The following is a 13837-nucleotide window of genomic DNA, read 5'->3' as shown; positions in this document are numbered from 1 at the left end:
CCCTCACGCTCATGCCAACCTCAGATCACCAGGGAGGTTGACACAGGGTGTCTCTTGGAAACACCGCGGGCAAAAAATAAGGGCGCATATCGCTGGATTTGCGCCCCATTTTGCTTGCGAATGCGTTTCAAGAGCGGACGAGGACGTCCGCGCTCCCAGCTACCAGTTCACCCACACCCCGCCCTTCTTCGACGACTTCACCGCCGCCTCGATGAAGGCCATGCCGGCGATGCCGTCGTCGATGCCGGGGAAGGTCACGGCCGGGTCGAGCTTCGCGCCGGTGCGGGCCGCCTTAATTGCCCGCGCGATCTCGGTGTAGATGTTGGCGAAGCCCTCCAGATAGCCTTCGGGATGGCCCGGCGGCACGCGCGTCACGCGGGCAGCCGCCTCGCCCACCGCGCCAGAACCGCGGGTGAGGATGCGGGTCGGCTCGCCATGCGGCGTGAAATAGAGGTAGTTCGGGTTGTCCTGGCGCCAGTGGAAGCCGGCCTTGGAGCCATAGACGCGCAGCATCAGGCCGTTCTCGTTGCCCGGCGCCACCTGGCTCGCCCACAAGGCGCCTCGCGCGCCGTTGGCATAGCGCAGCAGCACCTGGACATTGTCGTCCAGGGCGCGGCCGGGCACGAAGGTGGTGAGCTCAGCCAGGAGCTGGGACACTTCCAGCCCACCGACGAACTGCGCCAGGTTGAAGGCATGCGTGCCGATATCGCCGATCGAGCCGCCGGCGCCGGAACGCTTGGGGTCGGTGCGCCAGTCGGCCTGTTTCTGGCCTGTCTGCTCGATATTGGTGGTGAGCCAGTCCTGTGGATATTCCACCTGGATCAGGCGGATTTCGCCGAGATTCCCCGCCTTCACCATCTCACGGGCCGCGCGGATCAGGGGATAGCCGGTGTAGTTGTGCGTCACCGCGAAGATGACACCCTTCTCCTCGGCGAGCTTCTTCAGCTTCAGCGCATCCTTCAGCGTCGTCGTTACCGGCTTGTCGCAGATGACATGGATGCCGGCCTTGATGAAGGCCTCGGCCGCAGGCGCGTGCATGTGGTTGGGGGTGACGATGGCGACCGCCTCGATGCCGTCCTTCCGGCGCTTTTCCTTCTGCGCCATGGTGGCGAAATCGGGATAGATGCGGGCAGGGTCGAGCCCGAGAGCCTCGCCCGAGCGCTGCGCCTTCTCAGGGGTCGAGGACAGGGCGCCGGCCACGAAGACGTAATCGTCATCCATGCGGGCGGCGAGCCGGTGCACGGCGCCGATGAACGCGCCCTCCCCGCCGCCGACCATGCCATAGCGCACACGCCCGCCTGCCTTGCTATCCGAACGGCCTTCGATCGCCATCTGAACGTTTCCTCTTTTCGTTTGCACCGGCCTCGACTGGCCGAATGAAAATCAACCCTTTTTTTGAAGGTTGGCGCAGCCCCTCACCTCTATCCTCTCCCCGTAAACGGGGCGAGGGGGCTTCGAAGGCGAGCTTCGTCTTCAGAACAGTTCATCTCGCTCGACGGTTGGGTGAGATGAGTCGCCAGAGAATAAATCACGGCAATTGTGCCCCCTCGCCCCGTTTACGGGGAGAGGATAGAGGTGAGGGGCGGCACGACCTCTGCAAAAATCGCTCACTGGCAGCCCAACGTCTTCCAATTACCTCAGCCCCAACAATTTGCGCACCGCCTTGCGGTCCGTACTGCCGCCGGCGAAATCGTCGAAGGCCTTTTCCGTCACCCGGATGATGTGGCTCTGGATGAAGGGCGCACCCTCGGCGGCGCCGTCCTCGGGATGCTTGAGGCAGCATTCCCATTCGAGCACCGCCCAGGAATCATAATCATACTGGGCGAGCTTGGAGAAGATGCCGGAGAAGTCGACCTGCCCGTCGCCGAGCGAACGGAAGCGGCCCGCCCTCTCCGTCCAGGAGGCATAGCCCGAATAGACGCCCTGGCGGCCGGTGGGATTGAACTCGGCATCCTTCACATGGAAGGCCTTGATGCGCTCGTGATAGATGTCGATGAAGGCGAGATAATCGAGCTGCTGCAGCACGAAATGCGAGGGATCGTAATTGATGTTGGCCCGCTTGTGGCCCTTCAGGCGATCGACGAACAGTTCGAATGTGGCGCCATCGAACAGGTCCTCGCCGGGGTGGATCTCGTAGCAGACATCGACGCCGACAGCGTCATAGGTGTCGAGAATCGGCTTCCAGCGCTTGGCGAGCTCCCCGAAGGCCTCCTCGACCAAGCCGGCCGGGCGCTGCGGCCAGGGATAGGTGAAGGGCCAGGCGAGCGCACCGGAGAAGGTGACATGGGCATCGAGGCCGAGATGGCGCGAGGCAGTGGCGGCGTCTTTGAGCTGCTGCACCGCCCAGGCCTGCCTCTCCTTCGGCTTGCCGTGGACTTCCACAGGCGCGAAAGCATCGAAGGCTGAGTCGTAGGCTGGATGCACGGCGACGAGCTGGCCCTGCAGATGGGTCGACAATTCGGTGATGGCGAGGCCGTGCTTCCTGGCGATGCCGGCGACCTCGTCGCAATAGGTCTTGGATTCGGCGGCCTTCCTCAGGTTGAACAGGCGCCCGTCCCAGGTCGGGATCTGCACGCCCTTGTAGCCGAGCGAGGCGGCCCAGGCGCAGATGGAATCGAATGAATTGAAGGGGGCCGCGTCGCCCGCAAACTGGGCGAGAAAAATCGCCGGTCCCTTGATCGTGGCCGCCATTGCCGCGTCTCCTGCCATGAAAATATGCGGGCCCGTTTTTCGGCCCGTTGCTTGGATCATCCCACCATGGCAAATCGCGCGAGGCTTCGCAACGCGCCTGACGTACGTACACCAAGCAAAAGTCTTCCCGGGATGCAGGCATCTCAGCCATACCCATCTTGATGGTCGTGGCGGCAGCCTGCTCTTCCTTTCCAGCAAACGAACCGTTTCCAAGAACAGGCAGGGATGCCTGCGATTGTGCCTGACGAAAAAAGGCCGGGCATTGGCGCCCGGCCCCCTTCCCAACATAAAAACGCAATACGCTTTGAAATTCCGTGTTCAGGCCGTCGCCTGGCCCGGGCCGAGGACGACCACACGGCCACCCAGCGGCACCCGCTGGTAGAGGTCGATCACGTCCTGGACGATCATGCGGATGCAGCCCGAGGAAGCATTGTGCCCGATGCTGTAGGGCTCGTTCGTGCCATGGATACGGAAGAGCGTATCCTTGTTGCCCTGCCACAGATACATGGCGCGACCGGTGATCGGATTGCGTGGGCCACCCCGCATGCCGATGCCGCTCTGTAGCTTGCTGAGGGTCGGACGCAGGTCCGGACGGCGGGCGATCATTTCCGCCGGCGGATACCAATCCGGCCAGACGCGCTTGAAATGTACTTCGGCGGTGCCCGACCAGCCGAAGCCCTGCTTGCCGACACCGACGCCGTAACGCATGGCCCGGCCACCACCCATGACGTAATAGAGATAATGCTCCTTGGCATCGACGATGACGGTGCCTGCCGGCTGCTCGGTCGAATACTCGACCTCGGCGCGCAGGAAGGCCGCGCCGACGCGCTTGGTATCGACGGCCGGCACCACGAACTCGCCGTCAGTCGTCTGTCCGTAGATCGCCTTGTAGTCGTATGTGCCATCCGGATTGAGCGGCTGGTCCGGCTGCGAGATCGCATCGGTCGGCCGGCCATCCGAAGGCATCGCCGGCAGTGTTGCCGGGTCGCTCGAAGCGACCACGACGGGCTTGATCGAGGCGGAATCGGTTATGCAGCTTGCAAGGCTCAAACCAAGGCCGGTCATGGATGCGCCCATCAGAAAGGCGCGGCGGGAAAGAGGCGACATTACATATCCTACAGGGATCGGGAGAACCGAGACATACAATAAGCAAGACCAGCCTGTTCGGCTGTTGTTTTGCTGCAACGTTTCACATTTCTTTGCATCGCGGTTTCGTGAAAGCATAGCCGTTAACCTTACTTTCATATGCCGCTTGGCGTGACACGAGCGATAAAGGAATGAAGCCCGGACCGACCCTGTCCGAAAGATGAAGGTGCAAAGCTGACATATGGCTCTCCTGCCTCAGCGGCAGCAGCCAGCTTTTGCCCATCGGGCGCAAAGGGCCGCGCCGCAAAAGGCTTGACCGCCTCCGCGCCCGCCGTCACAAGGCGCGCATGGCTCCTCCTCTGCTTTTCCTGCGCGACATCCACCTCACCTTCGGCGGCACGCCCACGCTCGAAGGCGCTGATATCTCGATCGCGCCCGGCGAGCGGCTCTGCCTGGTGGGCCGCAACGGCTCGGGCAAATCGACGCTCCTCAAGATCGCCGCAGGCCTGATCGAGGCCGACAAGGGCGAACGCTTCGTCCATCCCGGTGCCACCGTGCGTTATCTGCCGCAAGAGCCCGATCTCACCGGTTTTGCAACCACGCTCGCCTATGTCGAAGCAGGCCTCGGCCCCGGCGACGAGCCCTATCGCGCCGCCTATCTCCTCAACGAGCTCGGCCTGACGGGCGACGAGCATCCGGCCAATCTTTCGGGCGGCGAAGCCCGCCGCGCCGCGCTTGCCCGGGTGCTGGCGCCGGAGCCCGACATCCTGCTGCTGGACGAGCCGACCAACCATCTCGACCTGCCGGCCATCGAATGGCTGGAAAAGGAGATCGGTTCGCTGCGCTCCGCCCTGGTGCTGATCAGCCATGACAGGCGCTTCCTCGAAAACCTCTCGCGCGCAACAGTCTGGCTCGATCGCGGCATGACGCGCCGCATGGATCGCGGCTTTGCCTTCTTCGAGGAATGGCGCGACCAGATGCTGGAGGAGGAAGAACGCGACCGCCAGAAGCTCGACCGCAAGATCGTCGCCGAGGAGCACTGGGTGCGCTATGGCGTGACAGCGCGGCGCAAGCGCAATGTCCGCCGCATGGCCAATCTCGCCGCCCTGCGCCAGGAGCGACGCGACGCCCGCCGCGTCACCGGCACGGTCAGGATGACGCTCACCGACGGCGAGGAGAGCGGCAAGCTCGTCATCGAGGCCGTCGGCGTCAACAAGGACTGGGGCGGCCCACCGATCGTCAAGGATTTCTCGATCCGCGTCGCCCGCGGCGACCGGATCGGCATCGTTGGACCGAACGGCGCCGGCAAGACCACGCTGCTCAACCTGCTCACCGGCGTCATCCCGCCCGACAGCGGCAGGGTGAAGCTCGGCGCCAGCCTCGAGATGGTGACGCTCGACCAGCGCCGCGAAAGCCTCGATCCCGAGACCACGCTCTCCGACACGCTGACGGGCGGCGGTTCGGACTATGTCGAGGTCGGTGGCGAGCGCAAGCACGTGGTCGGCTATATGCGCGACTTCCTGTTCTCGCCCGAACAGGCCCGCACGCCCGTCTCGGTGCTTTCGGGCGGCGAACGCGGCCGCCTGATGCTGGCGCGCGCCCTCGCCAAGCCCTCCAACCTGCTGGTGCTGGACGAACCCACTAACGATCTCGACCTCGAAACCCTCGACCTCCTGCAGGAGATGATCGGCGATTACCAGGGCACGGCGATCGTCATCAGCCATGATCGCGACTTCCTCGACCGTGTCGCCACCTCCATCCTGATGAGCGAGGGCGACGGGCGCTGGACCGAATATGCCGGCGGCTATTCCGACATGGTGGCCCAGCGCGGCGCCGGCGTCGCCCGCAAGATGGCGGAGAAGGCCGAAGCGCCGAAGGAGAGCACGCCCCTCCCCGCCGCCGTGCCGGAGCGTTCAGTCAGGCGCAAGCTCTCCTTCAAGGAAAAGCATGCGCTGGAAACCCTGCCGCGCAAGATCGACGACCTTGCCGCCAAGGCCGCCGCCTTGCATGAGCGCCTGGCCGATCCCTCCCTGTTCGCCAAGGATTCCAAGAAGTTCGGCCAACTCAGTCACGATCTGGCGAAGGTCGAGTCCGACAAGACCAAGGCGGAGGAGGAATGGCTGGCCCTGGAGATGCTGAGGGAAGAACTCGAGGGGTGATATTGGTCAAGGCAACGACACGCGTCATCAATGTGATGCTCGTCCTTGCTAAATATACGAAATTACGTATAATTGATCATGCCTGTTAAGCCTCTGACGTTCCTCGGTGATAGCCGCAAGACTATTCAGGGTTTTCCAACTCCCATGAAGCGGCAGGCGGGCGTTCAACTGTTCGAGCTACAACGAGGCCGGGAGCCCGCTGACTGGAAGCCGATGGCAACGGTGGGCAGTGGCGTCAACGAGATCCGTCTCAGGGACGAAAACGGCATCGCCCGGATCTTCTATGTCGCCAAATTCGAAGAGGCGATCTATGTCCTGCACGCTTTCGAGAAGAAGACCCAAAAGACCGATAGCCGGGACATCGACATAGCAAAACGACGCTACAAGGTCCTGATCGAGGAGAGAGGGCGATGAAGAGCGAGACGTTCAGCAATGTATGGGAAGCCCTCGGCGAAACCGAGGAGGCCGCGAACCTGCACGCCCGTGCCGAATTGATGCTCGCGCTCAAGGAGCAGTTCGAGAAGAATGGCTGGACCCAGAAGGAGGCTGCTGCGAAGCTCGGCGTCTCTCAGCCGCGCATTTCCGAACTCTCGCATGGCAAGATTGATCTCTTCAGCCTCGATCAGCTCGTGAATTATCTTTCCAAGCTTGGTCTACGCGTCGACATGCATATCGAGAAGGCTGCATAAGCAGTCGTCACGCAGCCTCGACCTGTCATTCTTCACTGACGTGCCGGTGCTAAAAGCTGCCGGTACTGTATGGTGCAGTGTCTTTGTTGTCGCCCCAAGACGGGTCCCATGCCAATTTGCATTCCCCTTTCCTGAGCCCTCCATGATCATTACCCATCGTCTCTGCCCCGACAACAAGGACAGGCTCCTGCCCCATCTCCTGCAGCCGGGCGAGACGCTGGCGGGTGGTGTCCTGTGGATCGACCTCTACGAGCCGACCAAGGAGGAGGATCAGCAGGTCGAGAAACTGCTCGGCATCTCCATTCCCACCCATGAGGACATGGACGATATCGAGCCCTCCGAGCTCCTGTGGACGGAGAACGGCACGCGCTACATGACCATGCGGCTGCTGATCAAGAACGACATCAGCGACCCGGAGATTTCGGCGGTGACCTTCATCCTGGCCGGCCAGGTCCTGGTGACGGTGCGCTACTGCGATCCCCGGGCCTTCTCGAAATTCGTCGGCCATGCCACCAAGCCCGGCGGCTGCGGCGGCACGGCCGAGGCCATCATGGCCGGCCTGATCGATGCCATCATCGAGCGCTGCGCCGAGCTCCTGCAGAATACGGGCGACCGCCTCGATGCGCTCTCGCGCGATGTCTTCAAGGAGACTGTGAAGCAGGGGGATCGCAACACCGCGCTGCAGCGCACCCTGCGCGGCCTCGGCCGCCATGGTGACGTCATCTCCAAATTGCGCGAGAGCCTGGTGTCGATCGAGCGCGTGCTGCTCTCCTTCTCGGCGGGGCTGAAGGCCGCCCATATCCCCAGCGAATTGCGCGAGGAGGTGAAGGCGACCCTGCGCGACCTGCAGTCGCTCGAGGAACATGCCAGCTTCCAGTCCAACAAGATCCAGTTCCTGCTCGACGCCACGCTCGGCCTGGTCAATCTGGAACAGAACAACATCATCAAGCTGTTTTCGGTGATGGCGGTGATCTTCATGCCGCCGACCCTGGTTGCCTCGGTCTACGGCATGAATTTCGAGCGCATGCCCGAACTCAAATGGGAGTATGGCTACCCGATGGCGCTCGCCTTGATGGTGATCGTTGCCGTTGCGCCCTATTTTATCTTCCGCTGGAAGAACTGGCTGTGAGGGCTGGGAGGTAGTTGGGTCGTGGGATCACAGGCTTCTCGCCCATAGGCGCTGACTTATAACGGGGGAAGGCGCAGGACTCGCTCGCGACTTCGGGGAGTGTTCCCAACCTGTCCGAATGGGGCGCCTTGGTGTGCCGGTCTTCAGACCGGCATCTTCCTTGCCGCCAAGGTCGAGGACATGCCGGTCTGAAGACCGGCACACCGATTTCGGCCTGCGTCCTGGACGGCGGAGACAGACTCGAAGCCCATCGATGTTTCGGTCGCCTCTCCCTGTTCGGCCAGCGTATCGTTTCCAAGAGAGCAGACGCCTGCACTCCAGGGGATGGCCCACTCTTTCATCTCCCCTTGAGTTTGCCGGCATACCGTTCGAAGATGCGCGACATAGTCGGCGGTATGATTGGAAGCATTTGCGCATGTCGGAAACGTCCAGCTCGGGAGGCATTCGATCGGCATGAGCCAAGCCTCGACGAGCGCCACCGATGCCCCCTCCGACGACCAGCCTTTCGTTGCGCACAGCCTGGGCTACCGCCTGTTTCGCTCCTGCGCGACCTTCGTCTCTTCGGTGGTGCTGAGCCTGCTCGGCCTCAGCCTCGTTACCTTCTGCATCGGCCGCTTCATCCCCACCGATCCCGTGCTCGCCGTGGTCGGCGACCATGCCCCGCGCGATATCTATGACCGGACGCGCCTCGCCATGGGTCTCGACAAGCCCATCCCCGAGCAGTTTCTCATCTATCTCAACAAGGTGCTGCATGGCGATCTCGGCACCTCGGTGATCACCTCGAACCCGGTGCTGTCGGACCTCCTGCATTTCTTCCCGGCCACCATCGAGCTTTCGACCGTCGCCACACTGATCGGCGTGACGCTCGGCGTGCCGGCGGGCGTGATCGCCGGCGCCACGCGCGGGCGCTGGCCCGATCACATCGTGCGCATCGTCGGCCTGTTCGGCTACTCCATGCCGGTGTTCTGGCTCGGCCTGGTGGGGCTCGCGCTGTTCTACGGCAAGCTCGGCTGGGTCGCCGGCCCTGGGCGCATCGATGTCGCCTTCGAGGGGATCGTCGAACCCCTCACCGGCTTCGTGCTCATCGACAGCGCGCTGGCCGGCGAATGGGATACCTTCTGGAGCGCAGCCCAGCATCTCGTCCTGCCCGGCGCCATCCTCGGCTATCTCTCGCTCGCCTATATCGCACGCATGACACGCAGCTTCATGATCTCCCAGATCAGCCAGGAATATGTCACGGTGGCGCAGGTGAAGGGCCGTTCCTATTGGGGCGCGGTCTGGCGACACGCCTTTCCCAACATCCTCGTACCGCTGATCACCGTAATCGGCCTCAGCTATGCCACGCTGCTGGAGGGCGCGGTGCTCACCGAAACGGTGTTCGCCTGGCCGGGCCTCGGCCTCTACATCACGCAATCGCTGTTCAATGCCGACATGAATGCGGTGCTTGGCGGCACGCTCGTGGTCGGCACCATGTTCATCGCCGTCAACCTGACCTGCGACTTCCTCTACAAGCTGGTCGATCCGCGCTTGAGGGGAACATGAGCAACCTCACCGCGAACGATACTCGGCTGGGCTGGCATGCCTGGCTCACTGCCGAATCGCCGTCCTCGCCGCTGCAGGCGCGGCTGGGGGGTACCTGGCGCGTGATCGCGGCGCTTCTGCGCAATCCGCTCGCCTGCACCGGCCTCATCGTCGTCGTACTGCTGATCCTGATGGCGCTGTTCGCCCCGCTGATCGCCTGGGGTATCTCGCCGATCAAGCAAGACCTGGCCGGACGTCTCGCTCCGCCCGGCGCCGCGCATTGGTTCGGCACGGATGAACTGGGCCGCGATATCTTCGCACGCACCGTCTATGGCGCGCGGGTGACGTTGACCATCGTGGCGCTGGTTGCCGTCATCGTCGTGCCCCTCGGCCTGCTGGTCGGCACCGTCTCGGGCTTCCTCGGCGGCATCACCGATATCGTCCTCATGCGCATCACCGACATCTTCCTCGCCTTTCCAAGCCTGGTGCTGGCGCTCGCCTTCGCGGCGGCGCTCGGGCCGGGCATCGTGAATGCGGTGATCGCCATCTCGCTGACGGCCTGGCCGCCCTATGCGCGTCTCGCGCGGGCGGAGACCGCATCGATCGCCCGCTCCGACTTCATCGCCGCCATCAAGCTGCAGGGTGGCTCGACCGCCCGCATCCTGCTGCGCCATGTCGTGCCGCTCTGCCTCTCCTCGGTGATCGTCCGCCTCACCCTCGACATGGCCGGTATCATCATCATCGCCGCCGGGCTTGGCTTCCTCGGTCTCGGCGCGCAGCCGCCCATCGCCGAATGGGGCGCCATGGTTGCCTCCGGCCGCAGCCTGGTGCTCGACCAATGGTGGGTGGCGACCATTCCGGGCCTCGCCATCTTCGTCGTCAGCCTCGGCTTCAACCTGCTGGGTGACGGGCTGCGCGACGTCTTCGATCCCAGGAGTGGCGGATGACCGGCACGGCGGACGAGCCCCTTCTCGAGGTCCGGAACCTGTCGGTGAGCTTTCCCGCGCGTGGCCGCATCATCCAGGCCGTGCGGAGCGTCGACTTCACGCTCGGGCGGGAACGGCTCGGCATCGTCGGCGAATCCGGTTCGGGCAAATCGACCACCGGCCGTGCCCTCCTCGGCCTGCTCGGTCCGCCCGCCAGCGTCACCGCTGACCGCATCGCCCTGCAGGGCAAGGATCTGCGCACCCTCTCGCGCCGCGAATGGCGCGACATCCGCGGCAGCCGCATGGCGATGATTATGCAGGACCCGAAATATTCGCTCAACCCGATCATGCGGGTCGGCCACCAGATCGCCGAGGCCTATCGCCTGCACCGCCGCGCCTCGGCCGCCGAAGCGCGACGCCGCGCGCTCGCCATGCTGGAGGCGGTGCAGATCCGCGATCCCGAACGTGTGCTCGACTTCTATCCCCACCAGCTTTCGGGCGGCATGGGCCAGCGCGTGATGATCGCCATGATGCTGGTGGCCGAGCCCGAAATCCTCATTGCGGATGAAGCGACCTCCGCCCTCGACGTCAGCGTGCAGAACAGCGTCCTCGCCATCCTCGACCGCCTGGTGGCCGAACGCGGCATGGGCCTCATCTTCATCAGCCACAACCTCGCCGTCGTCTCCAGCTTCTGCGACCGGGTGCTGGTGATGTATGGCGGCAAGGTGATGGAGACGCTCGACGCCCGGAACCTTGGCGCCGCCAAACATCCCTATACGCAAGCCCTGCTCGCCTCGGTGCCGGATCTTGCCCATCCCCGGCCGCAGTTGAGCGTGGTCCGGCGCGACCCGGCGTGGCTGGCATGACCGTGAGAGCGCCCATGATCGACATAAGAGGCCTGTCGGTGACCTTCCGCGTCGCCGGCGGCCTGACGACGGCGGTCCGCGACGTCTCCTTCTCGGTGGCGGCCGGCGAGAGCTTCGGCATCGTCGGTGAATCCGGCTCGGGCAAATCGACGGTGCTGCGCGCCATAGCCGGCCTGGTCGAAGCCTCGGCCGGCAGCATTGCCATCGAGGGAAGGATGCTCACCGCGAGGCGCAGCCCGGGCGACCGGCGCATGCAGCAGCTCGTCTTCCAGGACCCCTATGCCTCGCTGCATCCGCGCCAGACCGTGGACCGGCAGCTGCGCGAGCCGCTGGAGATCCAGGGCTTGGACCGGCCGGAGCAGCGCGTCACCGAGGCACTCGCGGCCGTCGATCTTTCGCCGCAATACCGCTATCGCTTTCCGCACCAGCTCTCCGGCGGCCAGCGCCAGCGCGTGGCCATCGCCCGCGCCCTCATCCTGGCACCGGCCATCCTGCTGCTGGACGAGCCGACTTCCGCCCTCGACGTCTCCGTGCAGGCCGAGATCCTCAACCTGCTGGCGCGGCTGCGCGCCGAGCGGGGCCTCACCTCCATCTTGGTAAGCCACGACCTCGCCGTCGTCGCGCATCTCTGCGCCCGGGTCGGCGTCATGCGCGGGGGTCGGCTCCTCGAAATCCTCGATGTCGAGAGCCTGCGCAAGGGCGAGGCCAGGGAGGCCTATACGCTCGACCTGATCGCCATGAGCCAGGGGTATCGGAGAACCAGCGCGGCCTGACACGGAGGTGCGCCGAACGCGGAGGGGCGATCACCGATCGCCCTCTTCCTTGTCGACCAGGGCAGCGTCTCCAAAGAATGTCGATCAGTGATCGACACTCCCATCCTACTCCTTGCATTCCGCTCCGAAACGCACTGTGATGCTGGAGTTTGTCTGACAAGAACACCCTCCGCAGGAGAACCGAGCATGCTGCACTTCAGACCGAGACTTGCCATCGCTGTCATGACCACGATGCTGCTGGCATCGACGTCGGCCTTCGCGGCTACGCCGGCCAACACGCTGGTGATGGCCAAGAATATCGACGACATGATCAGCCTCGATCCGGCCGAGGCCTATGAGTTGTCGGGCATCGAGGTCGACGCCAACATCTATGATCGCATCGTGCGCATCGACGCCAAGGACCCGACCAAGATCGATCCCGGTGTCGCCGAAAGCTGGACGGTGAGCGAGGACGGCAAGACCTTCACCTTCAAGATCCGCGCGGGCATGAAATTCGCCTCGGGCGATCCGATCACGGCCGATGACGCCGCCTTCTCGCTCCAGCGCGTCATCAAGCTCGACAAGACCCCGGCCTTCCTGATCTCGCAGCTCGGCTGGACCAAGGACAATGTTGATCAGATGGTGAAGGTGGTCGATCCCTCCACGCTGCAGATCACCATCGCGCCGCCCTTCTCGCCCTCGCTGGTCCTTTCCCTGCTCTCCTCCATCGTCGGCTCGGTGGTCGAGAAGCAGACCGTGATGCAGCACGACCAGGGCGGGGATCTCGGCAATGCCTGGCTGAAGGCCCATTCGGCCGGCTCAGGCTCCTTCTCCCTGCGCTCCTGGCAGGCCAACGAAAGCGTCGTGCTCGATGCCAATCCGAACTATCGCGAGGGCGAGCCGAAGCTGAAACGCGTCGTCATCCGCCATGTGCCGGAGCCCGCTTCCCAGCGCCTGATGATCGAGAAGGGCGATGCCGATATCGCGCGCGACCTCTCGCCCGACCAGATCGCCGGTCTTGCCGGCAACAAGGATGTCGCCGTCTCGGTATCGCCCCAGGCAACGCTGCATTATGTCGGCCTGAACGTCGCCCACAAGCCGCTGGACGACGTGCGCGTACGCCAGGCGCTGCATTACCTCGTCGACTATGACGGCATGGTCAACTCGTTCCTGAAGGGCCAGGACCAGGTGCACCAGACTTTCTGGCCCTCGGGTTTCTGGGCCGCGCTCGACGAGAAGGAATACAAGTTCGACCCCGCCAAGGCGAAGGAACTGCTGACGGCCGCCGGCTATCCCAACGGCCTCGAACTCACGCTCGATGCCGCCAATTCCTCGCCCTATATCAACATCGCCCAGTCGATCCAGGCGAGCATGGCGCAAGGCGGCGTCAAGGTGACGATCATCCCGGCCGAGCAGAAGACCCTGCTCACCAAATATCGCGCCCGCCAGCACCAGATGCTGCTGGTCTATTGGGGCCCGGACTATATGGACCCCCACACCAATGCCGACAGCTTCGCCCGCAACACCGACAATTCCGACAATCCCGCCACCAAGCCGCTGGCCTGGCGCAATTCCTGGCTGATTCCCGATATCAGCAAGATGACGGAAGCGGCAGTAGAAGAACGCGACCTTGCCAAGCGCGAGCAGGACTACAAGGACCTGCAGAAGAAGGTGATGGACGAGGGTCCGTTCGTCATCATGTTCCAGGAGATCAAGCAGACCGCCGAGCGCGGCAATGTGAAGGGCTTCCTGCTCGGCCCCGCGTCGGACGTGGTTCTGTATGGGGAAACGACGAAGTGATGGTGGGCTGAGGGCCGCGCCCGATGACAGCGTCGGGCGCGGCCGGCCTGCACCTGCCTGGGCTCGCAGACCTCCCTGCCTGCTCGTTCGCCCAGGTCGCCGGCCGAATTCGGTGTGCCGGTCTTCAGACCGGCATGCCCTGGACCTCGGTGGCAAGATGCCGGTCTGAAGACCGGCACACCAAGTGACGCCTCTCTGCGTAAACGATGCGTTTCCAA

At 63.9% G+C, this 13837-nt stretch carries 12 protein-coding genes; 9 read left to right on the top strand and 3 right to left on the bottom strand.

Features of this window, described 5'->3' with window-relative positions; genetic code table 11:
- Nucleotides 1-159: 159 nt before the first annotated feature.
- The 3 genes from QQL24_RS08405 to QQL24_RS08395 all read right to left on the bottom strand — a co-directional run bounded on the left by QQL24_RS08405 (nt 160) and on the right by QQL24_RS08395 (nt 3798).
- On the bottom strand, nt 160-1332 hold the full coding sequence (locus QQL24_RS08405) for a Gfo/Idh/MocA family protein (RefSeq protein ID WP_284311520.1): 1173 nt from the start codon (nt 1330-1332) through the stop codon (nt 160-162).
- A 300-nt stretch (nt 1333-1632) separates the two neighbouring features.
- On the bottom strand, nt 1633-2691 hold the full coding sequence (locus QQL24_RS08400) for a sugar phosphate isomerase/epimerase family protein (RefSeq protein WP_284311519.1): 1059 nt from the start codon (nt 2689-2691) through the stop codon (nt 1633-1635).
- 318 nt (nt 2692-3009) lie between these two features.
- The gene (locus QQL24_RS08395; protein WP_284311518.1) at nt 3010-3798 is read right to left on the bottom strand and encodes a L,D-transpeptidase; all 789 of its coding nucleotides are present in this window, start codon (nt 3796-3798) and stop codon (nt 3010-3012) included.
- A gap of 326 nt (nt 3799-4124) precedes the next feature.
- On the opposite strand from QQL24_RS08395, the gene QQL24_RS08390 reads away from it, so the two are divergent.
- From QQL24_RS08390 to QQL24_RS08350, 9 genes are all read left to right on the top strand, one after another.
- Nucleotides 4125-5936, top strand: coding sequence for an ABC-F family ATP-binding cassette domain-containing protein (locus QQL24_RS08390; protein ID WP_284311517.1), 1812 nt, complete (start codon nt 4125-4127; stop codon nt 5934-5936).
- Between the two features lie 78 nt (nt 5937-6014).
- A complete protein-coding gene (locus QQL24_RS08385; protein WP_284311516.1) occupies nt 6015-6350 on the top strand; it encodes a type II toxin-antitoxin system RelE/ParE family toxin in 336 nt (111 codons plus the stop codon).
- A complete protein-coding gene (locus QQL24_RS08380) occupies nt 6347-6625 on the top strand; it encodes a helix-turn-helix domain-containing protein (RefSeq protein ID WP_284311515.1) in 279 nt (92 codons plus the stop codon). Before QQL24_RS08385 ends, QQL24_RS08380 begins: the two co-directional genes overlap by 4 nt.
- A gap of 142 nt (nt 6626-6767) precedes the next feature.
- Nucleotides 6768-7754: a magnesium/cobalt transporter CorA gene (corA, locus tag QQL24_RS08375; protein WP_284311514.1), complete on the top strand. Its 987-nt coding sequence runs from the start codon at nt 6768-6770 to the stop codon at nt 7752-7754.
- A 453-nt stretch (nt 7755-8207) separates the two neighbouring features.
- Entirely contained in the window at nt 8208-9296 is a 1089-nt protein-coding gene (locus tag QQL24_RS08370; RefSeq protein WP_284311513.1) for an ABC transporter permease, read from the top strand.
- Nucleotides 9293-10222 (top strand): ABC transporter permease, encoded by a 930-nt coding sequence (locus tag QQL24_RS08365; RefSeq protein ID WP_284311512.1) that lies wholly within the window; start codon nt 9293-9295, stop codon nt 10220-10222. Before QQL24_RS08370 ends, QQL24_RS08365 begins: the two co-directional genes overlap by 4 nt.
- On the top strand, nt 10219-11067 hold the full coding sequence (locus tag QQL24_RS08360) for an ABC transporter ATP-binding protein (RefSeq protein ID WP_284311511.1): 849 nt from the start codon (nt 10219-10221) through the stop codon (nt 11065-11067). The genes QQL24_RS08365 and QQL24_RS08360 overlap by 4 nt, the downstream gene beginning before the upstream one ends.
- A 14-nt stretch (nt 11068-11081) precedes the next feature.
- Complete coding sequence (locus tag QQL24_RS08355) at nt 11082-11840, top strand: ABC transporter ATP-binding protein (protein WP_284311510.1); 759 nt, start codon at nt 11082-11084, stop codon at nt 11838-11840.
- 186 nt (nt 11841-12026) lie between these two features.
- A complete protein-coding gene (locus tag QQL24_RS08350) occupies nt 12027-13619 on the top strand; it encodes an ABC transporter substrate-binding protein (RefSeq protein ID WP_284311509.1) in 1593 nt (530 codons plus the stop codon).
- Nucleotides 13620-13837 lie beyond the last annotated feature (218 nt).

Source organism: Labrys miyagiensis (genome assembly GCF_030160835.1).
Taxonomy (GTDB): domain Bacteria; phylum Pseudomonadota; class Alphaproteobacteria; order Rhizobiales; family Labraceae; genus Labrys; species Labrys miyagiensis.
The sequence above is the reverse complement of the archived record's forward strand: the minus strand, read 5'-3'. Positions and strand labels throughout refer to the sequence as shown.

What these genes read in the sequence shown, in the direction of transcription:
- QQL24_RS08405 (WP_284311520.1), bottom strand. Translation starts at nt 1,332, where the DNA reads ATGGCGATCGAAGGCCGTTCGGATAGCAAGGCAGGCGGGCGTGTGCGC.
- QQL24_RS08400 (WP_284311519.1), bottom strand. Translation starts at nt 2,691, where the DNA reads ATGGCGGCCACGATCAAGGGACCGGCGATTTTTCTCGCCCAGTTTGCG.
- QQL24_RS08395 (WP_284311518.1), bottom strand. Translation starts at nt 3,798, where the DNA reads ATGTCGCCTCTTTCCCGCCGCGCCTTTCTGATGGGCGCATCCATGACC.
- QQL24_RS08390 (WP_284311517.1), top strand. Translation starts at nt 4,125, where the DNA reads ATGGCTCCTCCTCTGCTTTTCCTGCGCGACATCCACCTCACCTTCGGC.
- QQL24_RS08385 (WP_284311516.1), top strand. Translation starts at nt 6,015, where the DNA reads ATGCCTGTTAAGCCTCTGACGTTCCTCGGTGATAGCCGCAAGACTATT.
- QQL24_RS08380 (WP_284311515.1), top strand. Translation starts at nt 6,347, where the DNA reads ATGAAGAGCGAGACGTTCAGCAATGTATGGGAAGCCCTCGGCGAAACC.
- corA (WP_284311514.1), top strand. Translation starts at nt 6,768, where the DNA reads ATGATCATTACCCATCGTCTCTGCCCCGACAACAAGGACAGGCTCCTG.
- QQL24_RS08370 (WP_284311513.1), top strand. Translation starts at nt 8,208, where the DNA reads ATGAGCCAAGCCTCGACGAGCGCCACCGATGCCCCCTCCGACGACCAG.
- QQL24_RS08365 (WP_284311512.1), top strand. Translation starts at nt 9,293, where the DNA reads ATGAGCAACCTCACCGCGAACGATACTCGGCTGGGCTGGCATGCCTGG.
- QQL24_RS08360 (WP_284311511.1), top strand. Translation starts at nt 10,219, where the DNA reads ATGACCGGCACGGCGGACGAGCCCCTTCTCGAGGTCCGGAACCTGTCG.
- QQL24_RS08355 (WP_284311510.1), top strand. Translation starts at nt 11,082, where the DNA reads ATGATCGACATAAGAGGCCTGTCGGTGACCTTCCGCGTCGCCGGCGGC.
- QQL24_RS08350 (WP_284311509.1), top strand. Translation starts at nt 12,027, where the DNA reads ATGCTGCACTTCAGACCGAGACTTGCCATCGCTGTCATGACCACGATG.